Source organism: Sodalis sp. C49 (assembly GCF_046352915.1).
Classification (GTDB): domain Bacteria; phylum Pseudomonadota; class Gammaproteobacteria; order Enterobacterales; family Enterobacteriaceae; genus Acerihabitans.
Genome location: NZ_CP163303.1, coordinates 175,952 through 200,359, shown reverse-complemented (window position 1 = coordinate 200,359; position 24,408 = coordinate 175,952). Strand labels below are relative to the sequence as shown.

The 24,408-nt window shown below is 59.4% G+C and carries 20 protein-coding genes; 9 read left to right on the top strand and 11 right to left on the bottom strand.

Going from position 1 to position 24,408, the window contains the following annotated elements; all coding sequences use genetic code 11:
* The 3 genes from ABUK12_RS00825 to ABUK12_RS00815 all read right to left on the bottom strand — a co-directional run bounded on the left by ABUK12_RS00825 (position 1) and on the right by ABUK12_RS00815 (position 3,014).
* Positions 1–726, bottom strand: a complete 726-nt coding sequence (locus tag ABUK12_RS00825; protein ID WP_410014507.1) for a gluconate 2-dehydrogenase subunit 3 family protein — start codon at positions 724–726, stop codon at positions 1–3.
* Positions 727–1,143: 417 nt separating this feature from the next.
* Positions 1,144–2,271, bottom strand: a complete 1,128-nt coding sequence (locus tag ABUK12_RS00820; RefSeq protein ID WP_410014506.1) for an iron-containing alcohol dehydrogenase — start codon at positions 2,269–2,271, stop codon at positions 1,144–1,146.
* Positions 2,272–2,390: 119 nt separating this feature from the next.
* Positions 2,391–3,014: an NIPSNAP family protein gene (locus tag ABUK12_RS00815; protein ID WP_410014505.1), complete on the bottom strand. Its 624-nt coding sequence runs from the start codon at positions 3,012–3,014 to the stop codon at positions 2,391–2,393.
* 408 nt (positions 3,015–3,422) lie between these two features.
* On the opposite strand from ABUK12_RS00815, the gene ABUK12_RS00810 reads away from it, so the two are divergent.
* Positions 3,423–5,021 carry an ABC transporter substrate-binding protein gene (locus ABUK12_RS00810; RefSeq protein ID WP_410014504.1) on the top strand — a complete coding sequence of 533 codons (1,599 nt, stop codon included), beginning with the start codon at positions 3,423–3,425 and terminating at the stop codon, positions 5,019–5,021.
* Between the two features lie 73 nt (positions 5,022–5,094).
* Here the strand turns inward: ABUK12_RS00810 and ABUK12_RS00805 are convergent, their stop codons facing one another.
* The 8 genes from ABUK12_RS00805 to hutC form a co-directional block, all read right to left on the bottom strand.
* Complete coding sequence (locus ABUK12_RS00805; protein ID WP_410014503.1) at positions 5,095–6,048, bottom strand: chemotaxis protein; 954 nt, start codon at positions 6,046–6,048, stop codon at positions 5,095–5,097.
* Positions 6,041–6,331 carry an ATP-binding cassette domain-containing protein gene (locus tag ABUK12_RS00800; protein WP_410014502.1) on the bottom strand — a complete coding sequence of 97 codons (291 nt, stop codon included), beginning with the start codon at positions 6,329–6,331 and terminating at the stop codon, positions 6,041–6,043. Before ABUK12_RS00800 ends, ABUK12_RS00805 begins: the two co-directional genes overlap by 8 nt.
* Positions 6,318–7,136, bottom strand: coding sequence for a phytanoyl-CoA dioxygenase family protein (locus ABUK12_RS00795; RefSeq protein WP_410014501.1), 819 nt, complete (start codon positions 7,134–7,136; stop codon positions 6,318–6,320). The genes ABUK12_RS00800 and ABUK12_RS00795 overlap by 14 nt, the downstream gene beginning before the upstream one ends.
* A gap of 96 nt (positions 7,137–7,232) precedes the next feature.
* Positions 7,233–8,192, bottom strand: coding sequence for a hypothetical protein (locus tag ABUK12_RS00790; protein ID WP_410014500.1), 960 nt, complete (start codon positions 8,190–8,192; stop codon positions 7,233–7,235).
* A 55-nt stretch (positions 8,193–8,247) separates the two neighbouring features.
* Positions 8,248–9,042: an amino acid ABC transporter ATP-binding protein gene (locus tag ABUK12_RS00785; protein WP_410014499.1), complete on the bottom strand. Its 795-nt coding sequence runs from the start codon at positions 9,040–9,042 to the stop codon at positions 8,248–8,250.
* A complete protein-coding gene (locus tag ABUK12_RS00780) occupies positions 9,032–9,829 on the bottom strand; it encodes an amino acid ABC transporter permease (protein WP_410014498.1) in 798 nt (265 codons plus the stop codon). The genes ABUK12_RS00785 and ABUK12_RS00780 overlap by 11 nt, the downstream gene beginning before the upstream one ends.
* 34 nt (positions 9,830–9,863) lie before the next feature.
* Positions 9,864–10,703, bottom strand: a complete 840-nt coding sequence (locus ABUK12_RS00775) for an ABC transporter substrate-binding protein (RefSeq protein ID WP_410014497.1) — start codon at positions 10,701–10,703, stop codon at positions 9,864–9,866.
* A gap of 2,032 nt (positions 10,704–12,735) precedes the next feature.
* Positions 12,736–13,563: a histidine utilization repressor gene (gene hutC / locus ABUK12_RS00770; RefSeq protein ID WP_410014496.1), complete on the bottom strand. Its 828-nt coding sequence runs from the start codon at positions 13,561–13,563 to the stop codon at positions 12,736–12,738.
* Between the two features lie 328 nt (positions 13,564–13,891).
* On the opposite strand from hutC, the gene ABUK12_RS00765 reads away from it, so the two are divergent.
* The 8 genes from ABUK12_RS00765 to ABUK12_RS00730 all read left to right on the top strand — a co-directional run bounded on the left by ABUK12_RS00765 (position 13,892) and on the right by ABUK12_RS00730 (position 24,347).
* Positions 13,892–15,943, top strand: a complete 2,052-nt coding sequence (locus ABUK12_RS00765; protein ID WP_410014495.1) for a hydantoinase/oxoprolinase family protein — start codon at positions 13,892–13,894, stop codon at positions 15,941–15,943.
* 2 nt (positions 15,944–15,945) lie between these two features.
* The gene (locus ABUK12_RS00760) at positions 15,946–17,913 is read left to right on the top strand and encodes a hydantoinase B/oxoprolinase family protein (protein WP_410014494.1); all 1,968 of its coding nucleotides are present in this window, start codon (positions 15,946–15,948) and stop codon (positions 17,911–17,913) included.
* 40 nt (positions 17,914–17,953) lie between these two features.
* Positions 17,954–19,498, top strand: a complete 1,545-nt coding sequence (locus tag ABUK12_RS00755) for an ABC transporter substrate-binding protein (protein ID WP_410014493.1) — start codon at positions 17,954–17,956, stop codon at positions 19,496–19,498.
* A gap of 14 nt (positions 19,499–19,512) precedes the next feature.
* Complete coding sequence (locus ABUK12_RS00750; RefSeq protein WP_410014492.1) at positions 19,513–20,433, top strand: ABC transporter permease; 921 nt, start codon at positions 19,513–19,515, stop codon at positions 20,431–20,433.
* Complete coding sequence (locus ABUK12_RS00745; RefSeq protein ID WP_410014491.1) at positions 20,430–21,305, top strand: ABC transporter permease; 876 nt, start codon at positions 20,430–20,432, stop codon at positions 21,303–21,305. Before ABUK12_RS00750 ends, ABUK12_RS00745 begins: the two co-directional genes overlap by 4 nt.
* Positions 21,306–21,309: 4 nt before the next feature.
* Positions 21,310–22,332 (top strand): ABC transporter ATP-binding protein, encoded by a 1,023-nt coding sequence (locus ABUK12_RS00740; protein ID WP_410014490.1) that lies wholly within the window; start codon positions 21,310–21,312, stop codon positions 22,330–22,332.
* Positions 22,329–23,261 (top strand): ABC transporter ATP-binding protein, encoded by a 933-nt coding sequence (locus ABUK12_RS00735; protein ID WP_410014489.1) that lies wholly within the window; start codon positions 22,329–22,331, stop codon positions 23,259–23,261. Before ABUK12_RS00740 ends, ABUK12_RS00735 begins: the two co-directional genes overlap by 4 nt.
* A gap of 132 nt (positions 23,262–23,393) precedes the next feature.
* A complete protein-coding gene (locus ABUK12_RS00730; RefSeq protein WP_410014488.1) occupies positions 23,394–24,347 on the top strand; it encodes a hypothetical protein in 954 nt (317 codons plus the stop codon).
* Positions 24,348–24,408 lie beyond the last annotated feature (61 nt).

The following is a 24,408-nucleotide window of genomic DNA, read 5'->3' as shown; positions in this document are numbered from 1 at the left end:
TCAGACGCTCCTTTTCCCTGAAATACTGACCGGTCCCAATGGATAGGGCTTATTGGGGTTGTCCATCGTCTGCTGGTAATCGGCGCGCGCGCCCGGGAACCCAATCAGCTTCCATGACGCCAGCGTTTGATTGCCGCCGTGCATGGGATCGGCCAGGTAACCTTCTTTGGCGTTGTCCAGCAACTGGGCAAAAAACAGCGCGCCCGGCACGTTAGCAAACGTCAGCTTGCCGCTTTCCAATTCGCGCAGCACGGATTCCTGCTGTTGCTGGCTCAGGGCGGCGAATTCTTTGGCAAAGAACTGCCGGCAATGATCGTTGACGGCCTTGATGCCGCGGCGATAGGTATCGCGCGGCGCCAGCGGGGACTGATAACCCAATTCGGGCGCGGCGTCGGCAAAAGGAGGCTGCATATACCAGAGATGGCCGTAACCGTAGGGCAACTCCATTTGCTTATCGATATAAACCGGAACGCCTTCACTTACCGCGCCCGGCCCATATTCATCGGTGGGAATCAGCCGGTCGACGGCGGCCAGGATAAAGCGCCATTCATCATTATTAAAAAAGGTGGGAACGTAGTGGGCGGAAACGCCAGCGGATGTGGCGGTGGTTGCCTGGCCGGCGAAGGAAACAAGGCCGCCCCCCGCCGCGGCCAGGGGAATAATCGACAGCGTTTGTTGCAAAAAACGCCGCCGTGAGGGGATGTCCTCATCGTTTTGCTTGCTCATAGATCTTCCATTAAGGGTGTTAATCAATGTGCTGAGCGCCACCGTCACCAGCCCGGTAACATAGGGCGCTAATAATTATTTGTATGATAATTTTAACGCCAGAATAAGCGGAATTTTTGTCAGCACAAGTTATAAAAATGTTAACTTATGTAAACTTCAAACACAGTTACCGGTAACACTTTTACTTTTTGCAAAATTAACAGATTGATATAAATACTTATTTTTCCCAGGTATCGCTGTGCGGCATGGGTTATTACCAAAACGTGCTATTGGCAAAACCGGTAATCTTGATTTTGGCGACAGGAAGGTTGAGCGGCGAGGATAAGCAGAATAGAAAATCCTTCTTATGTTTCCCCGCGCGGGCTTCGGGAGAGCGCGTGAGGTGTGATGCCGGCGGTCACCGCCGGGCTGATGGCGCTATTCGATGCGAAACGCCGTGACAATCATGTGCCGGAGCTGTGCCGGCGGGTAGTCCAGCAGCGCATTTTTGCTGGTGGATTTTTCCAGGCACACCGCCAGTTCTTCCGGGCTGAGCGGCAGGTCGTCCCGCCAGAAAGGGACAATGGCGTTGCGGGTGATAAATTCCAGCAGATAACGTTCCGGGTCGTCCCGACCTGCGGGAAGGACGCTGACGGCCAATGCGGCCATCAGCGCCCGCTGCCGGGGGTGGTCGCTGTCCGCCAGCAGTTGCAGAAACGGCAGCAGCAGCCGGCCGCAGACCTGGCCATGATGGTAGCTGCGCAAGGCGCCGACTTCACCGGCGATGCCGTGGATCACGCCCAGTCCCGCCATGCTCAGCGTCAGCCCGCCCAGGTAGGAGGCCTGCATGATAGCCTCGCGGGCATCGGCGCTGCGGTTTAACGCCGGCCAGGCCCGCAGGAAAAGACGGATACCGGTAAGCGACATTTCGCGCGACAGGCTGCTTGCCGTTTTGGACAGATACGCCTCGAACAGATGGGTGAACGCGTCGATAGCGCAGCAGGCCAGCACCGCATCCGGCGCGCCGGCCAGCAGTTGCGGGTCCAGGATGGCTACCTGCGGCACAAAGTTCGTGTGGCGCAGCGACGCCTTGACTTTATGGGTGCGGGTATCGGTGATCACGGCGTTTTGCGTCACTTCGCTGCCGGTGCCGGCGGTGGTGGGAATGGCGATTAAGGGCAGCGTAGCGCCGCTCACCTTGGCGTCGCCCACCTTTTCCATATAGCGCAGCGCCGGCAAAGGATGCTCCGCCAGGGCGGCGAACGCCTTGGCGGCATCCAGTACGCTGCCGCCGCCGATGGCGACGATGCGCCGCGCTTTGCCGCGCCAGCGCGCCACCCACCCGTCAATATCCTGCGGCGACGCCTCATGGCCGACGATCTCGGTGCCGGCCAGCAGGGGCGCCAGCGCATCCGCCATCCCGGCATAGATCGCCCCGCCAAGGAACGAGCGGCAGCTGAACAACAGCGTCGGCTGCGGGTCGGCTTGCAGCAGGGGAAGCAGTTGGCTGATACTGCCGGCGCCGAACCAGGTTTGCCGGTTGGCGATCATCAGGCTGGTGGTCATAGAGTCTCCTTGGCGGGGGGCTAGAACCACAGCATAATCCAGCGCCGCCGGGCAAAACAACGCTTTTCGCCGCCGGGCCTGACAGCCAGGCACGGCGCCAGACGCCGGCAAATCCGGCGTCAGGCATCCCCGGCGCGGCGGTTTTCCGCCAGGCAGATAAACGAGGCAGCCCGGATAATCTGCTGCGGCCCGCCCTTTGGCGGCCACAGTCCCGCGGCATAGTGTTCCGCGCGTAAACGGGCGCGCTCCTCCAGGCTGGCGAAGGTCCAGATATGCGTGATGCGCGGCGGCCCGTCCAGCGCGTACATATTGATGATCAGATGCGAGGTGTAAGCCTGCGCCGGCGCAAGCGCCTGCGCCCATCCCGCAAGCGTGGGAGATAATCCCCCGGGCTTCAGCCAATAAGTGCGGAATTCATAACAGGCCCCCGGCTGCGCCAGTTGGGACGGCGCGGGCGGCAGGAAAGGAAAAGGCTGATAACTTTCCATGCTGAGGGCGGTTTGCGCATTTACGATATTAAACGGCGTGCTGTCCAGCTGCGCCCGCCGTCGCTCCCGCCACAATGCCTCTTCTGAGTGAAACTCGCGCAGCAGGAGTAACTGGAACAGCTCGCCAAGCTCGGTACGCCAGAAACCCACCACTCTTCCCCCGGCACCGGGCGCCGTCACCCATGCCCAGGCCCGGGCTGACGCCGTATCAAGTTCCAGCGCCGGCACGGACAGTGTCGTTAGCTCATATAACATAAGTTTTCCAATGGAGTAGTTGATATCCGCGCGGCTGAAAGGATCCTTCCCCACCCTCTCCTCTCCCTGCCGCCGATAGGCCGCCTTGCCGGGAAGGGTCGCGAGGGGAAAGTGTAACCGGCGCCTGGCCGCGGATAAATCCGCATTCGGTTGCGGGTATCGCTACCCGGCGTTGCCAATGCCCTCCCTCCCGCAGAGATCACACCTTCTTTACAAGAAGAATGTCTCCCGGCTGGCAAATTCCGCCGGCAGATCGCCAGGCAATACTGCCAAAGGGCAGCGCTTATACCTAAAAGCCGGGCATTTATAAGCAGAGGATTTTTTCCATTTCGCCTGCCGCCGCTTATAATGGCAAGACGAACAATCACGGATTCATTTCCTATTAATCACCTTATTAAGGCAATAAAAATGGATTTACGTAAAACCTCTCTCGCACTGCTGATCGCCGCGATGCTGCCGGCGGGCGGCGCGCTGGCGGCGGCCAACGATGTGCTGGTCTATTGCTCAGAAGCCTCGCCTGAATCGTTCAACCCGCAGATTGCCAGCTCCGGCCCGTCATTTGTCGCCAGCTCGCAGGTGCTGTATAACCGGCTGATCGCTTTCCGGGAAAGCGATAATCTGCCCATCCCTTCCCTGGCCGAGGCGTGGACCATCAGTCCCGACGGCAAAACCTATACGTTTACCCTGCGCCAGGGCGTTAAGTTCAACAGCAATAAATATTTCACCCCGACCCGCGACTTTAACGCCGACGACGTTATTTTCTCCGTACTGCGGCAAAAAGACGACAATCATCCTTATCATAACGTGTCCCACGCCGCCTATGAGTACTTTAACGACGTCGGCCTGGGTACCCTTATCCAGGAAGTGAAAAAACTGGACGATCGGCATGTCCAGTTTACCCTGAGCAAACCCGACGCCACGTTCCTGGCCGACTGGGGCATGGACTTTACCTCCATCCTCTCCGCGGAATATGCCGACGCCATGCTGAAGGCCGGCACGCCGGAGCGGGTGGACACCGATCCCATCGGCACCGGCCCGTATAACCTGAAAGACTATAAAGTCGACTCCCTGATCCGCTACGAGGCCAATCCGCATTACTGGCAGGGCGACGTGCCCACCAAACGCCTGATTTTCTCTATTACCCCCAACGTCAGCACGCGTCTGGCCAAGCTTGAGAAAAACGAATGCCAGATTATCCCCGCGCCGAACCCGGTCAATTTTGACCAAATCAAAAGCAATAAAGATCTGGTGCTGCACAGCGTGGACGGCATGAACGTGGGCTACCTGGCCTTTAATACCGCGAAAAAGCCGTTCGATAATGTTCTGGTGCGCCAGGCGTTAAACTATGCGGTGGATAAAAAAGCGATTGTCAACGCGGTATTTCTCGGTTCCGGCACGGTGGCGAAATCGCCCATTCCGCCCAATATGCTCGGTTACGATAAGGATCTCGCCGATTATCCTTATGACCCGGCCAAGGCCAAGGCCTTGCTGAAGCAGGCGGGTTTTGCCCAGGGCTTTACCACGGATTTATGGTCGATGCCGGTGCAGCGCCCGTATAATCCCAACTCCCGCCGCATCGCGGAAATGATCCAGAGCGATTGGGCCAAGGTGGGCGTGACGGTAAAAATCATCACTTTCGAATGGGGTGAATACCTTGCCGGCATCCGCAAGGGCGAACACGCCTCCGCGCTGTTCGGCTGGATGTCGGATAACGGCGATCCGGATAATTTCGCCAATGTACTGCTGGGATGCGACAGTATCAACAGCGGGTCCAACGCGGCGTTCTGGTGTGACAAACAGTATGACGCGCTGATAAAACAGGCCAAGGTCATCAGCGATCCGGCCCAGCGCGCCGCGCTGTATAAACAAGCGCAGGACGTGTTCCATCAACAGGCCCCGTGGGTGCCGCTGGCAAACGGTAATACCTTTTATGCCACGCGCGCCAATGTCACCGGCTACAGCGTCAGCCTTAACGGCAGTGATTTTTCCAAGGCCAGGCTGAACTAAGAACGACAGCAACGGCGCGGTCGGGGGCAGGATTCCGGCCGCGCCATGACGGCTCAGGGAACCGCGGCCGTCTTTACGGCAGCACCCGCTTGATGGCGGACTCCAAGTCGTTGATATCGAATTTTGCCACATACGCATCCGCCCCGACCTTGCGCACATGGTCCTCATTGGCGCTGCCCGACAAGGACGAATGGATAATAACGGGAATGTGTTTCAGGAACTCATCGCGTTTGATATTCAGCGTTAGGGTAAAACCGTCCATCTCGGGCATTTCCAGATCGGTTAACACAAACGCGATTTTATCCGTGACAGGTATGCCTTCCGCCCGCGCTTCTTCCGCCATTTTATTGATTTTTTTCCAGGCTTCCAGGCCGGTGACGTGCGTCAGGAAGGGGATGTTCATCATCGTCAGGCCCTGTTCCAGCATCGAACGGGCGACTTTGGAGTCCTCCGCCACAATGGCCACCGCCCCTGGTTTCAGGGTAAAGGTCTGCTTCTTTTCGCTTTCCAGGTGCGCCGTGCGATTGGCGGGAATGATGTCATACAAAATCTGCTCAACATCCAGCACCAGCGCCAGCGGGGTGTCGGTTTTATCATTGTTCAGGCGCGCGATGCTGGTGATATTGCGGCTTCTGACGCCCGCCTCGGCCGCCAGGACCTGGCTCCACTCAAGACGGACGATATCGTCGACGGATTCCACCGCGAAAGCCTGGGTGCTGCGGGCATATTCCGTTACCAGCAAGATATTCAACCCGGTCTTCGGCACGCAGCCGACGATGGCCGGCAAATCGATAACGGGCATAATCTCGCCGCGGATATTCGCCATGCCCATCAGCGGCGACGTCATGCCGGCGGCTTTGGTCAGCTTCGGCATCGGCACTATTTCACGCAGCTTAAACACGTTGATGCCGTACAATTCGGCGTGTTCTTCATCGGGGGGCGACCCCAGGCGGAATAACAGCAGTTCAAATCGGTTCGATGAGGTGAGATTGGTTCTCTCCTCTACCTCTTGTTGAAAATTATCCATACTTTCCCCAATAAAAATAGCGATTGATGCGTGGAAACAAGGCGGTTTGACTGATTCGGAAAATAAAGAATAATTCAACGTATAATGTTATCGGCCGACGGGGGGAAATACTTAATATTACTGCGGCAGCATAAAAACGGGCGTCGGCGACCTGGCGGCCGTTTAACAGGAACTCGCCGCCAGGCTGGATAAACCCTACCACCATGCGCAGCGTGGTGGTTTTACCGCAGCCGCTGGGCACCAGCCGCTCGCCCGGTGCGATGGCGAGGTTAATGCCCTCCACGGCGCGGTGCCCGCCAGACGACCGGAAAGGAGGGACAATCCAGCGCCCCGCCGTCTTGCGGGGCGTCCTGTAGCGGCGCCGGGGGCGACATTTTCCCGCTGCGGTAGCGGAAAACCGCGTCATCGCCGGTCCAGCGGGTGGATAACACCCGCCGCGGCGCGTCCTGGAAATTGCCGGCGGCGCCGTGCAGGGTCAGGCCATGGAACACCAGGCAGTCGCCGGGTTCCAGCGCCCAGCTGATAATCCGGTAGTCTTGCCGCCGCGCTTCAATATCCGGCAGGATGTCCCAGCTGTCGTCGTCGCCCTCGCGCAGCTGGCCGGTGGCGAACCACTGGGGACGGAACCATTTACCCCAGCGGTGCGAGCCAGCGACAAATTCCAGCGCCGTGGCGCGCGTCACGGCGCCGGTGGGCAGCCAAAGGGTGCAAAAGTCATTGCCGTCCACCGGGCTATACGGCTGATCCTGATGCCACAGGGTGCGCTGGGAGGCACCGGGCATTTTAGCCAGCACATGATCATGCAGGAAATTGATTTTGCCGGACCCTAGAAGGCCGGCGGCGATTTCCTTGGCGGGCGATTCATACACAAATTGCCCGATGGCCGCAATGCGCCGCCAGTTATCGCTGTCCTGGAAAAACAGTTTAGTCTCGGGGTCGGTATAGCGGCCGTGATCGCTGGGCGCGGCGATATTAGCCATGATGCCCTGCTCCACTTTCTCCAGCCATTGGCGGGAAAAGGCCTGGCGGATAATAACGGCGCCATCGCGCTGAAACGCCGCTTTATCCTGGGGTGTTATAGTCAACATATTGCCTCCCGGCTGAATGCGGCGCGCGACCCGCCAGGCCGTTTGCGCCGGCAAAAGCGTTCCGGCGGGCTTAACGCGGGCGCGTGGCCATTAATCTCAGACTTTTTCAGGATTCCAACGGCCCGGAAATTCCTGGCCGCCGAGCTGGCGGTTATAAAACATGCCCAGATACCATGGGAAATAGTGATAGGACCAGGCGCACAGGCGATTGCCATATTTCAGAAAAGCGCGCAGCAATTCCTGAAGTTCTTCTTTGGTTTGCGCCGCGGCTACCGCCTCGCGCAAGATACCGGCGTATTCTTCCAACTGATATAACCCGCTGACGCCTAAATAGCTGGAGTAAGGCACGTCGAATTCCCGCAGCGTTTTATTAAAATCCTGCACCGAAAGCGTATTGGTCAGCGTCAGTAACGGGTACATGGTATACATAATATAATCACGCAGCATGCCGTTGGCGAAATCCCAGGCGGTAAAATACTGGCCGTAGGTGCCGGTGGACTCCACCTGTCCCAAACGGATGGCGCGCAGGTCTTCGGGCTCCGTCAACTGGATCCTGTCGGCTTCCGCCAGGAAGCGTTTGGCCGCGTCCGTGGTGGCCGCGGGCTGGCGCGGTACGCCCGGGTGGGCCTGCTTATCATGAGCGGAAACCTCGACAAAAATCTTATCCTTTTGCCAGAAGAGATTATTCCACACCGCCTTGCCCACATCGGGCAGTAAATGACAATATTCCGCCAGCACCTGTCCCAATACCGGCTGGGCCAAAGGCTCCAGGCCGACGCCATATTGAATCGACATTTTATTGCCCGTTGACTGGGAATAACGCAGCCGGCCCACCGGGCAATCGGTAATCATTTCGCGATGGTGCACCGGCGCGCTGCTGACGATGGGCGTCCAGGCATACATGGATGCGCCGGACACAACCGGATGCGCCTGCAGCACTTTAAACGGCAGGTGCTGCCAGAACTCTTCGCACAGCTCGGGGTTCTTTTCATCATTTAATTCAGCGACCACGGTAACGCCCAGGTCGGGCCAGCTTATATCAATTAAACGTCCCATCTTTATTCCTCGTTGGTAAAAATACGTTGTCTTATAATCCACCGCCGGGCGATGTTTATATTTTGTGTAATACCTTATTCAGAAAGGTCCTTGTTCTTGGATTCTCCGGCGCAATAAATATTTTTTGCGGCGGTCCCTGCTCGATAATTTCGCCGCCGTCCATGATGACCACCCGGTCGGCGACATTCCTGGCAAATTCCATCTCATGGGTCACCACGATCATGGTCATGCCCTGGCGCGCCAGGTCCTGCATTACGCTTAACACTTCGCCAATCATTTCGGGATCAAGGGCGCTGGTGGGTTCGTCAAACAGCATGACCTCCGGGTTCATCGCCAGCGCGCGCGCAATCGCTACGCGCTGCTGCTGCCCGCCGGATAATTGCGTGGGGTAATAGGCTAATTTATCCGCCAGGCCCACCCGGGCCAATAATTCCGCGGCGTTGTCGCGCGCCTGTTTTTTATTCATTCGCAGGACGCTTACCGGCGCTTCCATGACGTTTTGCAACGCGGTCATATGTGAAAACAAATTAAAGCGCTGAAAAACCATGCCTATGCGCTGGCGCAGCTTGGCGATATTTTTCTCGCTGTCTTCCTGCATCAGGCCGTTTTTCATGCGGTATCCCATCAGGGCGCCGCCGACGTGGATGGTGCCCTGCTGAATTTTCTCCAACCGGTTGATACAGCGGATAAGCGTGGTTTTTCCCGAACCGGACGGGCCGATAATCACCGTGGTTTCGCCGGTTTTCACCGTCAACGACACATTACGCAGTACCGGCAGTTCGCCATAGAATTTCATCACATCACGGCAGACGACCGCATCCGGTAGGCTATCTGATTGATTAACGCTCATCGGCAAGCTCCGCTAAAAGAGATGAGGATTTTTTGGCGCGCCGCTTTATGCTCGCCCCTTTTAAATGCCGGTTGAGATTTTTTTCCAACAGCATTTGGATGGCGGTCCAGCACGCGGTCAGCAGCAAATAATAAATAGAGATGCCGAGATAAACCTCAAACGTCATAAAGGTGGCGGCCTGTAATTGCTCCGCGACACGAAACATTTCTGAAACACCGATAATACTGAGCAACGCCGTGGTCTTGAGCATATTATTAAATTGATTGCCTAGCGCGGGGACAATCACCGGGATGGTCTGCGGCAGAATAATGCGCCGCATCAGCAACCGCGGCGGCATGCCCAGCGCTTTGGCGGCCTCGGCCTGGCCGCTGTCGATGGATATAATGCCGGCGCGCGTAATTTCGCTCATATACGCCGCCTCGTGCAGGGCGAAAGACACAATGCCCGCGACCACCGCCCCGGAAATCATGAACGGCCCCAACGGCATCACGGCGGGGAAAATATCAAAACCCAGTAAATAGGGCAGGCCAAAATAAATCAGTACCAATTGTACCAATACCGGCGTGCCGCGAAAAAACCAAATATAAAGCTGGTTAAACGCCTTTAATATCCATAAGCGGCTTATTCCCGCCATTGCCAATGTAATACCTAATACCGTGCCAATAAGCTGGGACAGTACAGCGGAAACAATCGTTAATATCAGCCCCTGAAATAAAACGGCTTGCGGATGAAACACAAAATTCAGGAAAAATGGCAGATTAAATTGCATATGAATTTGATTTAGCAAGGTACGCTCCTCACAGCATGGTCGCCCCGCCCCGTCAATCGCAGGGGTGCTCGCTGTCGCACAGGGCTACGCCATGTTCAATACCCCATTTCTGGACGATTTTCGTCATGGCGCCGGATGTATTCAGTTCATCCATTGCCGCCTGGATCGCCTGGCGCAGGTCGGTATTGTTTTTCACCATGGCCACCACCCACGTTTTGGCGGGCACCGGCATATCGACAGTCTGGAATTTATTTTTGGCCTTCGACATGTAAAAATTAATCACCACCGTATCGCCGACCATGGCATCGGCGCGGCCCAGCAGCAAATCATGGAACGCGGCGACGTTGGTGCCCAACGACACCAGGGTAATCGCCGGTTTACCTTCGCTCACCAGTTTGTCGCTTTCCTGCTTGACCACCGACTCATTGCGGCTGCCCATCAACGCTGCCACCCGGCGGCCCGAGAGATCCGCAAACGACGCCAGATGCAGGGGATTTCCCTTGACCACCAGCAGGCCGGACTTTACCCGCCAGTAATCCACCAGCCCATAGCGCTCCGCGCGTTCCGGGGTTTTCCCCAGGCTGGCCATGACCAGGTCGCACTTGCCGGTATCCAGCGCGGCAAAAATACCGGAAAATTGATAATTATCGATCTGGGTTTTCACCCCCAGGGTCTTGCCCAGCGCATTCATAATATCCACCGCGGCGCCGCTGGGTGTTTTGCCGTCCTCGGCCATGCCTTCCGCCGGGGGGTTTTCCAGGTCGGAGCAAAAGGTCAGTTGCCCTTTCGCCTTGATATCCGCCGGTGCGGCGACGGCGGCGTTTGCCCACCCCGGCGCGATGCCGAACGACAGGTTTAACACGGTACCGATAATCAATTGTTTTTTATTCACCCTGCTCTCCCGACACCTTGGTTGCTGTTGATAACGTCGTCACACGAGAATGATATCCAGGCCGTTAACATCTGTTTAACCCGATGAAATTGAACATACCGCCAGCAAAACGGGGCGTCAAGTTATGTATATACAAATAAGATAATTATATGGATGATTTTTGCGCTATTTTTGATATATTTAATTTAACTATTTGATTTTTATAAATATTAAATTATTATTAGAGTATATACATAAGATATCAAATGTAGTGGCATTTGATCGGATTGACTTAAGGACGGATAGATTTATATCGTTTGCGGGGGGATGTCGCGCCGGTGGGGGTTTGGCTTGTGGTGAGGACTATGTCTCGCTGGTGGGGGTTTGGTTTGCGACTGGCGGTAAGGTTTATGTTGCCGCGGTGGGGGTTTGGTTTGCGGCTGGTGGTAAGGACTATGTTGCGCCGGTGAAGGTTTCGCTTGCCGTGCGTTCATTTGTTTTATGTAGTGCCGGGTGCCGGCAAGCGACAAAGAGGCCGTACCGCGACGGCCTCCTTGACCTCCGCGCGTCCGGCAGGTCGCGCGTCGCTGCGCGATGCCTTCCGCCGCCAGTTCCCCCGTTATGCACCGGCCCGGTTAGCGCTCCCGGCGCAACCGGGCCTTTCGCCGCTCCCGGCGGCTCATGCCGGGGTCACAGGCGCCGTCAGCGCGCTCTATGCCGGCCCGACTATCGCTGTCAGTAATAAATAGTAAGAAACAATAGCGCCGCTGTTGATAAGGAGAAGGAAGAGTGAGCCGGGAAGCTGACAATCATTGAGGTAAACAGCCGCAGCATGAAATTACAGCCCGCCAAACCAGGCCTATGCCCTAGTCCCCCGAATCTGTAAGCATATTAGATACATCGCACCTGGCGCTTTTAATTTAAAGCCGGAAGCGAGCATATGGCATTAGACATTAGACATTAGACATAGGGCTTTGGGCTTTGGGCATTTAACGTTTAGCATTAGCCATTTGGCTTTGAGCATTTATCGTTTGGCATTAGCCATTAGCCATTAACCATCAGGCTGTAAACTTTAGCGCAAAATGAATACTGATACCTTTCCCGGTAAGTGCATGCCGCAAGAAACCCAAAAACGCTATTTTACTCACAGGCGATGGTGTTGACGTGGTGCCGGCATAGAGTGCGCCGGCGGCGCACATCGCGGCTGGATGAGCCGCCGGGAGCGGCGAAAGCTAAGGGCCGCGCCGGGAGCGCGTCCCGTGCGGTCCACAAAGCCGGGATGGGTGATGCCGGGAACCGCGCAGCGGCGCACGACCTGCCGGACGCGCGGAGGTCAAGGAGGCCGTCGCGGTACGGCCTCTTTGTCGCTTGCCGGTACCCGGCAACACATACGAACACCTCACGCACGGCAAGCGAAACCTTCGCCGAGGCGATATATGCCCTAGCGCACCCTGACGCAGGGTACCTTAACGCACGGCAAGCGAAACCTTCGCCGAGGCGATATATGCCCTAGCGCACCCTGACGCAGGGTACCTTAACGCACGGCAAGCGAAACCTTCGCCGAGGCGATATATGCTCTAGCGCACCCTGACGCAGGGTACCTTAACGCACGGCAAGCGAAACCTTCGCCGAGGCGATATATGCCCTAGCGCACCCTGACGCAGGGTACCTTAACGCACGGCAAGCGAAACCTTCGCCGAGGCGATATATGCTCTAGCGCACCCTGACGCAGGGTACCTTAACGCACGGCAAGCGAAACCTTCGCCGAGGCGATATATGCCCTAGCGCACCCTGACGCAGGGTACCTTAACGCACGGCAAGCGAAACCCGCGCCACGGCAACATAAAGCTTACCGCCAACCGCAAACCAAACCCCCACCGGCACAACCTAATCCTTGCCCCAAGCCCCTCCGCCGGCTCCGGCGCGAACTCATCCATAAAGCGACTATAGCGTCGAAACCCTTTAGCGCAATCCACCAGTATTCGAAGCACGCAGACGTGTTTATCACAATCCAGTGGCTCACAGGATGTCGGCCAAAAACACCGGGAGGGTTTCAGCCCGGGTTGGGCGTATCCCGCTGCAAATTCGCCGGGCTGGGCCCGAAACGCACTAAAAAGCGGTGGCGTTCCCCCGGATAAATCAGGCGCACAAAGGTGATCAGCTCCCCCGACAGCCAGGTGCGCCTGGCAATGGAAATGCACGCAGTGCCGGGCGATACCGATAATTGCCGCGCCAGCACATCGTCGGCGGAAATAGCGCGCAGGGAGTGCTCGCCTTCCGACCAGGGGATATTGCTTAACAGCCAGCTGCCCGGCGGCATCTCGATAAACTCCTCCTGCGCCGCTTCCGGCACTACCGCCAGATTGATTTGGCGCGCCTCCAGGGCGAAAGGCAGGTTATCGGCGTAATGCATGACATCGATACATAGCATGCGCGCGTTGACAGGAATGCCGATATGTTCCGCTTCGACCGCGTCGGTAATAGTGCGGATGCCGCGCGACAGCAGCGAAAAACTGTACATGCTGTCGCTGGCCAGGACTTCGGCGCGAATATCCTGAATGGCCAGCAACGGCTCCTCGACACGCGGCATGGCGACGAAAGACCCTTTCCGGCGCTTGCGCACAATCATCCCGGCGGCCACCAGGGTCGACAGCGCTTTATTTACCGTCATTCGCGAGCATTGATAGACCGCCATCAATTCCTGTTCGGTGGGCACCCGATCGCCGGGATGCCACTCGTTGCTGAGGATTTTGTTTTTAATATCGTTCTGGATGCCCTGATGGATGGGCAGGGGTTTGACCCGCGAACGCTTGGGGATGAGCGGACTTGGCTCGGCGTGAGCGGGCGGGGCTTGGTGTAGCGGTGACTCGTTTTTGCTCATAATGGTGGTTTTCCCAAAGTATCAGCGATTAAGTATATACAAAACAAAAAGCAAATTCGCGCTATCATTTTTTCTTATTCATTTTTATCTTCGTTTTATGTATATACATAAAATAAGCCTATATGAACACGGCGTTTCCACCCCGATAAACACATTAATTTACTGTTTTGACGCTGCTTTATCATAGGATATTCGTATGAATATTGCTCTGTTTTTCATCATAATGATATTTACATCCCAGTTCTTTATTATATTGTATATACCAATAGACTTCATCAGGACGTCATTTTCGCCGGGACGCGGCGTCGGCGGCACAAGGGCTAATCGCATGATAAGAGTGGGAGTTGATATCGGCGGCACGTTCACCGACTTTGTCGTCTGGCGCAGCGACGCGCGGCAGGCGCCGTTATATTGTTTTAAAGTGCCCTCCACTCCGCCCCATTTTGCCGAGGGTTTTAAACAGGGCTTCGAGCGGTTATTGTCGGCATTGGCCGTGGGGCCGGAAGAACCGGTGGTGGTCATGCACGGCACCACTGTGAGCACCAACGCCGTGATCGAGCGTTCACAGCCGCCGGTCGCCCTGTTCGTCACCCAGGGATTTCGCGATATCCTGGAACTGCAGCGCCTGCGTCTGCTCGATCCCACCAATCTGCGCGGCACGCGCGGCCTGCCGTTGATCGAGCGGCACCAGGTTTTTGAAATACGCGAACGCATGGCGGCTGACGGCGGCGTTATCGATGCGCTTTCGGCGGAATCGGTGGCCGGCGCGGTGGCGCAGGTGGTGGCCGCCGGGCTCGACAGCATCGCCGTCGCCTATATCAACAGCTATCAGGATCCCCGCCATGAGCGGGAAACGCGCGCATTGATCCGGCGGCTCGCGCCGTCCCTGGATGTCTGCCTGTCCAGCGAGGTGTGGCCGCGCCCCGGCGAATACGAGCGGGCGGTCAATGCATTGCTTAATGTCTATGTTAAGCCCCGGATGTCCTCATACCTGGGGCAGATTGAACACTACCTGGCCAGCCGTCTGCGCCACGTCCAGCTGTTTATCACCCGCTCCAACGGCGGGGCCATGTCCGCGCGCGAGGCGCGCCATTTCCCGGTGCATACGCTCCTGTCCGGCCCCGCTTCCGGGGTAACGGCGGCGCAGCTGATTACCCGCGCGGCGCCGGAGCAGCATTATCTGACGATGGATATGGGCGGCACCAGCACCGATATTTCCCTGATCCGCGCCGGCATGCCGACGGTGGTGGAGCAAACCGAGGTCGGCGAGTTTCCTCTGACCATGCCGGTTACCGGCATCGAGGCGATAGGCGCCGGCGGCGGTTCCATCGGCCGTTTCGACGGGCCGGTGTTCCGCGTCGGCCCCAAAAGCGCCGGCGCCTGGCCCGGCCCCGCCTGTTTTGCGCGCGGCGGCACCGAGCCTACCGTTACCGACGCCTATTTATTATGCGGTTATCTGGACGCCGCCACTTTTCTCGGCGGCGAGATGCCCCTGGACACCGCTGCGGCCCGCGCCGCCTTCGCTCCCCTGGCCGCGCGCATGGCCGCGACGGAGACGGACGCGGCCAGCGCCGCCATCGCCATCGCCACCTCCAATATGGTCGCCAGCGTATTGCCTTATCTGGCCCGTCACGGTGTCGATCCGCAGGACGTGACCCTGGTGACGTTCGGCGGCAACGGCGCCATCCACGGTCCGCTGCTGGCGGCGGAAATCGGCATCCCACGGGTTATCGTGCCCAACAATCCGTCGGTGTTCTGCGCCGTGGGCGGCGTGGTCGCCGAACTGACCCACGACACCATCGCCATCGTACAGCAGGGCGCGATGGATACGGCGCGCTTGCAACAGACCTTTGCCGGGCTGGCGGACGCGGCCAGGTCCTGGCTGGCGCGGCAGACCGACCCCGGCAACGTGGTCGCGATCGCCCTGGAGTACTGGGCGGATATGCGCTATCGCGGCCAGTCGTTCCAGATCCCGGTGCGCATTGAGGCGGCCGCCCCCGACGGCATCAGCACCACGCTCGCCGTCGCCGCGTTTCACGCGGAGCATTTACGCTTGCATACCCATGCCGACACGGAGGCGTCCGTTGAATTTATCGAACTGCGGGTGCGGGTGCGCGGCGCGCTGGCCGCGCCGGAAAGCAATGCGGCGACGCGGCCGGCGGGCGGCGGCCGACCCCGCCCCCGCGGCTTCCGGCGGCTGCATATCGGCGCGGCGTTGCTGGAGGATTGCCCGGTTTATGACCGCACCGTATTGGGAGTGGATGCCCAGGTACCGGGGCCGTGCATTATCAGCCAGAGCGACGCCACCGTGCTGGTCCCGCCCTTTTTTACCGCCAGGGTGCATGCCGGCGGCGACATTATCCTGACGCAGGAGCATTGATTGTGGATCCCATCCAAACGGTCATCATGAATAATCGCTTTAACGCCATTGTCGAAGAAGCCTCCGTCACCCTGTATCGCACCGCCCATACCACCTTCGTCAAACTGGTACAGGATTTTCAATGCGGACTGGCCACGCCGGCAGGCGAAATGTTCGCCTATCCCAGCCACAACGGCGTTAACGCCTTCATTGGCCTGCCGATAGCCGGCGGCCTGCACGGCATCGGCGTAGAACATCTTGAGCCGGGGGATTGCATTATCACCAACGACCCTTTCAGTACCGACGGAATGGTGACGCATATCATGGATGTTTCCATGGTGCGGCCGGTCTTTGTCGGCAACGAGCTGGTGGCCCTGGCCTGGTCGTTCGTGCATGCCTCCGATATCGGCGGCGCGGTGCCGGGCAGTATTTCGCCGGCGTTTACCGAGGTGTTCCAGGAAGGCCTGCGCGTCAGGCCGACCAAACTCTACAAACGCGGACAACTGGATACCGCCATCCGCAATATCTTTATCGATAACAGCCGCATCGCCGATGAGCTGTGGGGCGACTTCCAGGCCATGATATCGGCGCTGGCCAGTATGGATAAGCGGCTGAATCAACTGTGCCAGCGCTATGGCGTGGCGGCGGTGCGCGCGGGCATGGAAGCGTCCATGGCCCTGGCCGATGCCAAGGCCCGCCAGGTTATACGCCGCATCCCCGACGGGGATTATCCCTTCGCCGATTATGTCGAAGGCATGAGCGAAGGAGATTTTATCCATATCCACGCCGTGATGCGCGTGCGCGACGAGCGCATTGTATTCGACTTCAGCGGCACCGACCCGCAGGTGGCGGCGGCCTTTAACTACGTCACCGGCGCGCGCGCCCACCCCTATACCCTGCAGGCGTTTATCTATTATATCCTGACCCGGGAGCCGGAAGCGCCGCGTAACGCGGGCCTGCTGCGCGCCCTTGAGGTCATCGCCCCGCGCGGCACGGTGATGAACGCCGAATTTCCGGCGGCCGGCGGTTCGCGGGTCACCACCAGCACCCGCGTTTACGACGTCATCCTGGGCTGCCTGAACGCCGCCCTGGCCGACGGTCTCACGGCGGCGGGTCCCGGCATGTCGGGAGTGATTGTGGTTTCCGCCAAAGATCCCCATGGCGAGGGCAATCGCGTCAGCGTGATCAATCCCTTGTGCGGCGGCGGCGGCGGACGTTTCGGCCTCGACGGCACCGACGGGGTGGACTCACGCTCCGGTTATCTGCGCACGGTGCCCGCCGAAACCATCGAGGCCGAAACGGTGATGCGGGTGAAACGGTATGGCCTGGTGACCGACAGCCAGGCGCCCGGCCGCTGGCAGAGCGGCGCCGCCATTGCCATGGAGCTGGAAAATACGGGTCCCGAGGCGGTGATGACGGTGCGCGGCATGAATCGTTTCTATTTTCAGTCCTGGGGCGCGCGGGGTGGGCAATGCGGCCATTTGGGATCCGTATTGCTCAATCCCGGCACCGATGATGAGCGCAATCTGGGCAAGATTGATGTCCTGAAGATGCAACGCCACGACGTGGTGCGCCTGACCTCGCCCTCGGGCGGCGGCTTTGGCGACCCTTTTCTGCGCGATCCGGGCCAGGTTGCCCACGATGTGCGGCGCGGCCTGGTGTCCGTCTACAACGCCCGGGCCAGTTACGGCGTGGCGGTGGACGACAGCGGCCGGCTCGACCCCGATGCCACCGCGCGGCTGCGCGCCGGGCACAGCAGCGTCGCGCACGGCCTGTTTACGCTTGGGAGCGCGCGCGATCGCCTGGATCGGGTCTGGCCGCGCGAAATCCGGGCGGCGCTGGCCATGAGCCTGATGCGTGAGGAGCGCCGCCTGCGCCAGCCGCTGCGCCTGGCGGTCATTAAACGCCTGACGGCGGAAAACCGGCCGGTCAGCCTGACGATGATGGCCGCGGTTATCGCGGAAGAATTGCAGTACCTCAGGATGCACTGATTTTCCCCATCGCTCCGTTCTCTCATACTGGAGATCAACCATGTGTCATGTTCTCAGGCTTGCCTTGTCAGGCAAAGCGCGCCAATTACGACTGCTGGGCTGCGCCGCGTTATTATCCGTTGCCGGCAGCCTGCCGGCGGTCGCGCTGGCGGATACCGTCAATATTGCCTTTTCCGCCGCGGTGACGACGCTTGATCCGCAGCAGGCCACCGTGGTGCAGACGGATTTAAGCGTCATCAGCCATATCTACTCGCCGCTGGTGATACGCAATCCCGACCTCGGCATTACCGGCGTCGTGGCGCAATCATGGCAGGCTATCGACGACAACACCTGGGACTTCAAGCTGCGCCCGGGCATTACCTTTGCCAACGGCAAGCCGCTGGATGCCGCGGTGGTAAAGTGGAATTTCGATCATTTACTCGATCCCGCGCATAAAACCCGCGTCAAGGAATGGTATAGCCTGATCGATCATGTCGACGTCGTGGCGCCCGACGAAGTGAAAATCATTACGCGCATGCCCTTCCCCGGGCTGGTGGCGCAGCTGAGCATGCTGTTCATGATGGAGCCGTCATGGACCGCGACGCACGATCCCAGCCGCGAAGCCATGGGCAGCGGCCCGTATCAGCTGGCGGAATACGTGCCGGGCGAACGGGTGGTGCTGACGCCCAACCCCACGTATTTCGGCACCCAGGTTTTCGGCACGCCGGCGCCGCATGACAAAGTCGTGCTGCGCATGATAAGCGAACCGGCGGTACGGGTATCGGCGTTGCTGGCCGGCGAGCTGGATCTGGCGCTGGATATTCCGCCCACGGATATCGCGCGCATCAACAGCAGCGGCATCGCCCATGCCGGCTGGGGAGAAAGCAGCCGCGCGATGATCATTAAAATGAATAACCTCAAGCCGCCCTTCGCCAACAACCTCAAGCTGCGCCAGGCGATGAACTACGCCATCGATCGCCAGGGCATTATCGACGCCATTTATAACGGTCACGGCGCCATCAGCAAAGGCCAGCTGCTGTCGCCCATGTATTTCGGCTACAACGATAAACTGCAGCCCTACCCCTACGATCCGGACAAGGCGCGCCAGCTTATCGCCGAGTCGGGATTGCCGCAGCCCATTTCCTTTGAACTGCAGGTGCCGCTGGGACGTTATCTGTTAAGCCAGGAAATCGGCCAGGTGATCGCCGCCCAGTTGCAGGAAGTGGGTTTGAACGTCAGCATCAAGGAAATGGAATACGCCAACTGGTCCAACGCCTATACCCGCGGCGATATGGGGCAGGCAGCGTTTTTAGGCCAGGCCTGGCCGACCCTGGACGCCGACGGCCTATTGGGTCTGTATCTGCCCACCGACCCCGGCGCTTACTGGAAGGATGACGTTTTTGCCGGCCTGGTGATGAAAGGCCGCTCAACGGTTGATAAGCAAAAACGCGCCGCCTGGTACCAGCAGGCAACCGAACGGATGCGTGAACAGGCGCCGCTGGTGTTTTTATTTAACCAGCCGCTGACCTATGCCACGTCGAAGCGATTCACCTGGCAAACGCGCGGCGACGACTGGGTGCGGGTTTTCGATTTAGTGGCGAAATAAACAGGCGGTGGCGCGTGGCGAAATATATTCTGTCCCGACTGCTGGAAGCCCTGGCGGCGGTATTCGGCCTGGTGACCCTTATTTTCCTGGTGTCGCGGTTACTGGGGGATCCGGTTTCTTTATTGCTTCCCCAGGGCGCCAGCGCCGCCGACCTGCAGGCCCTGCGCGAGCAGCTCGGCCTGCAGCGTCCCTTGCTGGAGCAATATCTGCGTTTTCTCGGCCATGCGCTGGCCGGCGATTTCGGCCAATCCTTTTTTTACCAGCATTCGGCGCTGGGGATTGTGCTGGAACGGATGCCGGCCACGCTGCTGCTGGCGGCGCTTTCCGCGGCGACCGGCATCCTGGCGGGCTGCCTGGCCGGTTTGATTGCCGCGCTTTACCGTAACTCGGTATGGGAGTTTCTGGTGCTGACCCTGGCGATGCTCGGACAGGCCACGCCGGCGTTCTGGCTGGCGATTATGCTGATCCTGGTGTTCTGCGTCGATCTTGGCTGGCTGCCCACCGGCGGCACCGGCAGCCCGCTGCATTTGATTTTGCCCACCGCCGTGATGTCTATTTTCGTCGCCGCCAATATCACCCGCCTGTTCCGCTCCAGCCTGCTTGACGTCATGAGCGAGGATTATATCCGCACGGCGCACGCCAAGGGCCTGCCCCCACGGGTGATCATGACCTGGCATATGGCGCGTAACGCCATGCTGCCGGTGGTCACCATGAGCGGGCTATTGGTGGGCGAAATGCTCGGCGGCTCGGTGGTGGTCGAAACCATTTTTTCCTGGCCGGGGGTCGGCAGGCTGATTGTCGAGGCGGTGGCGAACCGTGATTTTCCCGTGATCCAGGCGGGAGTCATGGTGGTGTCATGCCTGTTCCTGCTGGTCAGCCTGGGGGTGGATTTGCTCTATAGCCTGCTGGATCCGCGCGTGAGGCAAACGCGATGAACCGCATGAACGTGATGCGCGCCGTGGGACGGCGTATTGGGTCGAGCGCCATCGGCGCTGTCGGCTGGCTTATCATGGCGTTATTGCTGCTGGGCGTATTGGCCACCTTCGTGATCCCCCTGCCCAGCCCGGTACACGGCAATCTGGCCCTGCGGCTGGCGCCGCCCACGTACCGCTTTTTTGCGCCGGACGCCCATCCGCTGGGCACCGATCAGTTGGGCCGGGATATGTTGAGCCGGCTGCTGTACGGCAGCAGGGTCTCGATAATGGTGGGGTTTAACGCGGTGTTGATTGGCGGCCTCGTCGGCGTGGCGGTGGGCATGATTTCGGGGTACGCCGGCGGCCTCATCGATCGCCTGCTGATGCGTATTGTCGATATGCAGCTCTCGATACCGCTGATTCTGCTGGCGCTGATCATTATCGCCGCCACCGGTCCCAGCCTGGGCAACCTGATTATCGTCCTGGCCCTGACCAGTTGGATCCGTTATGCCCGCATGGTGCGCGGGCAGGTGCTGGCCCTGCGGCAGAGGGAATTCGTCCTGTCGGCGGTGGCCGTCGGCGCCCGGCCCTGGCATATCCTGCGCTATTACATTTTGCCGAATATCCTGACGCCCATCCTGGTGATCGCCACCCTGGAGTTTTCGCGCGTGATTCTCCTGGAGGCCAGCCTGAGTTTCCTCGGGCTGGGCGTGCAGCCGCCCTGGCCGAGCTGGGGCCGGATGCTGGCGGAGGGGCGCGCGTATATCGCCACCGCCTGGTGGGTCACCACCTTTCCGGGACTGGCGATAGTCGTGACGGTAATGGGCGCCAACTTTACCGGCGACTGGCTGCGCGATTATTTCGATCCCAAACTGAAGTCCGCCGGGGAGTAGCGCCATGCAGCCTTTGCTCGACGTGCGTAATTTAACCGTGGCTGTTCCGGCCGGACGCGGCGCGCCGCCGGTCAGGATTATCGACGATATCAGCTATAGCCTGGAGGATAACCAGACGCTGGGCATCGTCGGCGAAAGCGGCAGCGGCAAGAGCATGCAGGCGCTGGCGATGCTGGGATTATTGCCGCCGCGCAGCCGCGCCCTGGTCCACGGCGAGGTCATGTTCCAGGGGCACAACCTGCTGAGCCTGTCGGATAAAGCGCTGCGCGCCATCCGCGGCGCGCAGATCGGCATGATTTTCCAGGAGCCGATGACCTCGCTTAATCCGGTGCTGACCATTGGCCGGCAACTGGCGGAACCCCTGGTGCATCACCTGGGGATGAGCCATGCCAAGGCGCGCCGGCGCGCCGTAGACCTGCTCGGCCTGGTGGGCATCGCCGACCCCGCGCGGCGCGTCAGGCAGTATCCCTTTCAGTTTTCCGGCGGCATGCGCCAGCGGGTCATGATCGCCATGGCGATTGCCTGCAAACCCAAACTGCTGATTGGCGATGAGCCGACCACCGCCCTGGACGTGACTATCCAGGCGCAGATTATTGCGCTTATCCGCGATCTGCGCGACGAAATGAAGATGTCCATCATTTGGATTACCCATGACATGGGCGTGGTGGCCGCGATGGCGGACAGCATGCAGGTGCTGTATGCCGGCAAGATCATGGAGACGGGACCGGTGGAACGGGTGTTCAGCCAACCCCACAGCGCCTATACCTGGTCGCTGTTGCAATCGATCCCCGGCCGGGGACAGCGACCCCGGCAACCGCTGTTCCAGATTGCCGGCCAGCCGGTGGATCCGGCGCGGCGACCGCCCGGCGACCCCTTTGCGCCGCGCAATCCGTTCGCCACCGCGCGGTGTTTTCTTGACGCGCCGCCGCTGCGTCCCGTCTCGCCCGATGAACCGCGCCATCGGGTGGCGGCCTGGTACGATTTGCCCCGCTGCCTGGCGGATCTTGATAAGGATAACGCGACATGAACGGCATGCCCCCGAGCTCCCCGCCGCTGCTGCAGGTGGAAGGATTATGCAAAGACTATCCCGCCGGCGCGTCTTTACTGGGCGCGCGCGCCGTGCTCAGGGCGGTTGACGGCGTCAGCTTTACCCTGGCGCGGGGGGAAACCCTCGGGCTGGTGGGCGAGTCCGGCTCGGGCAAAAGCACGGTGGCGCGCTGCGTGATGCAGCTGGAACGGCCGACCGGCGGCCGGGTATTACTTAACGGCCGCGACCTGGTCGGTATGAGCCAGTCCGCGCTGCGACCATTGCGCAAAGTGATGCAGATTATTTTCCAGGATCCCTATTCTTCCCTCAATCCGCGGATGACGGTCGGCCGTTTTGTCGCGGATCCCATAATGATCCATGAGGGCAAAATACCCCGTGAGGCGCTTATGCAGCGCGTGCGGGCCCTGTTTGCCAAAGTCGGGCTGGACGCCCGTCATCTCGGCCGCTATCCCCATGAATTTTCCGGCGGCCAGCGTCAGCGCGTCTGCATAGCACGGGCGCTGGCCATGTCGCCGCAGCTGATCGTGGCCGATGAGCCGATAACCGCCCTGGACGTCTCCATCCAGGCCCAAATCATCAACCTGCTGCAACAGCTGCAGGACGAACAGGGGCTGGCGTATCTGTTTATTTCGCACGACCTGGGCATGGTGCGCCATATCTGCCATCGGGTGGCCGTCATGCTGCGCGGTCTGATCGTGGAAACCGGCCCCGCCGAGGCCATTTTTCACGATGCCCGCCATCCTTACACCCAGGCGCTGCTGAGCGCCACCCTGGAAGCCGACCCCGCGCGGGAACGGAGTAAAGCGCGTCTGTTTTTCGACGCCGCCCAGCTTGACGGCAGGGCTTCCGGTTTTATGAAAGAGGTGACCCCGGGCCACTTTGTCAGGGAGTATGGCCACGCCCGCTGAAGAAAAGTCTCGTGCTTATTATTAATTGTATATACATAAATATTAATTGTATATACAATAAACCTGTCCGCGCCGCCGCGCCATAAGGGCCGCCAGCGCACGTTTTAGCGAAAACCATGACAGGAGAACGTAATGAGCTATACCAGCCTGGGGGATGTGATCGATCACGTTCGCAGCCAAACCGCGGCCATGGCCCGCGAGGAGCCCGCGGAGATTTACGCCTTTCGCACCGGAACCCTGGAGAACCAGGCGGGCAGCTACGGCCAGTATTTCGGTACCTGGGATATCGCGGCCGGTATGATGCGCGATTATTCCATGTATACCTATTATCCCTTGCTGCAAATCATTGAAAACCCGGATATCACGCTGCCGCAGTTCTGCTTTATCCTCGACAGTTTCGATCACCCGTACAGCAACTACCTGCGCTACAGCGGATTCCCGCAGCTGGGCAAACTGGCGCTGTCCCTGCGCGAATGGCTGCCGCGGGCGACATCGCGCCAGCAGGCGATAGAGGCGATCCGGGCGTTTTGCATCTATACCGATACGTTTGCCGCCTGGTCGTTCCATTATTTCCCGTGGGGACTGGGCAAGCAGTTTACCTACGCCAACCCCGAGGTGGCCGCGCCCGCCATTGCCGATGCATCCCGGCGGGTGCATATCAAGCCGGGCCGCAAGATCCGCCTGACCTGGCAACCGCTGGATATTACCGTGGATGCCTATCTGGCGGTCCATGAAAATCCGGAGTTATGCCGGGACCTGATGGCGGCCCTGCCTTTTACCGTCCTGCAAGATCACGCCGTGGTCACCGGCGAATCCATGTACGCCTGGTGCCCGCTGGTATCCACCGCGCCGATACAGGTGCGCGAGCGGATCTGCGACGCGCCCAAGGGGCGGCTGCGTTTTTCCCAATCCACCGGCCAGAAATTTATCGTGCAGTACGGACCGACCACCGAGGATCTGGCCCAACCGGTATTGGGAGAGGTCATTCCCGAGCATGCCGATCGCCTGGATAAGGTCGGCGCCGAGGTATGGAAAAGCACCTTTGACACCAAAACCCCCATCTGGCTGACCGTCGAGCTGGTCTGAGCAAGGGGCGACAGGGCGGCTTGCGCCGGCGTTTGCCGGCTGACCAGGCCGTCACGCTTCG

Bases quoted from the DNA above. Each gene is read 5' to 3' on its own strand.
- ABUK12_RS00795 (WP_410014501.1), bottom strand. From the start codon at position 7,136: ATGTTGACTATAACACCCCAGGATAAAGCGGCGTTTCAGCGCGATGGC.
- ABUK12_RS00765 (WP_410014495.1), top strand. From the start codon at position 13,892: ATGATAAGAGTGGGAGTTGATATCGGCGGCACGTTCACCGACTTTGTC.
- ABUK12_RS00820 (WP_410014506.1), bottom strand. From the start codon at position 2,271: ATGACCACCAGCCTGATGATCGCCAACCGGCAAACCTGGTTCGGCGCC.
- ABUK12_RS00790 (WP_410014500.1), bottom strand. From the start codon at position 8,192: ATGGGACGTTTAATTGATATAAGCTGGCCCGACCTGGGCGTTACCGTG.
- ABUK12_RS00745 (WP_410014491.1), top strand. From the start codon at position 20,430: ATGAACCGCATGAACGTGATGCGCGCCGTGGGACGGCGTATTGGGTCG.
- ABUK12_RS00805 (WP_410014503.1), bottom strand. From the start codon at position 6,048: ATGGATAATTTTCAACAAGAGGTAGAGGAGAGAACCAATCTCACCTCA.
- ABUK12_RS00735 (WP_410014489.1), top strand. From the start codon at position 22,329: ATGAACGGCATGCCCCCGAGCTCCCCGCCGCTGCTGCAGGTGGAAGGA.
- ABUK12_RS00810 (WP_410014504.1), top strand. From the start codon at position 3,423: ATGGATTTACGTAAAACCTCTCTCGCACTGCTGATCGCCGCGATGCTG.
- ABUK12_RS00825 (WP_410014507.1), bottom strand. From the start codon at position 726: ATGAGCAAGCAAAACGATGAGGACATCCCCTCACGGCGGCGTTTTTTG.
- ABUK12_RS00755 (WP_410014493.1), top strand. From the start codon at position 17,954: ATGTGTCATGTTCTCAGGCTTGCCTTGTCAGGCAAAGCGCGCCAATTA.
- ABUK12_RS00740 (WP_410014490.1), top strand. From the start codon at position 21,310: ATGCAGCCTTTGCTCGACGTGCGTAATTTAACCGTGGCTGTTCCGGCC.
- ABUK12_RS00815 (WP_410014505.1), bottom strand. From the start codon at position 3,014: ATGTTATATGAGCTAACGACACTGTCCGTGCCGGCGCTGGAACTTGAT.
- ABUK12_RS00785 (WP_410014499.1), bottom strand. From the start codon at position 9,042: ATGAGCGTTAATCAATCAGATAGCCTACCGGATGCGGTCGTCTGCCGT.
- ABUK12_RS00730 (WP_410014488.1), top strand. From the start codon at position 23,394: ATGAGCTATACCAGCCTGGGGGATGTGATCGATCACGTTCGCAGCCAA.
- hutC (WP_410014496.1), bottom strand. From the start codon at position 13,563: ATGAGCAAAAACGAGTCACCGCTACACCAAGCCCCGCCCGCTCACGCC.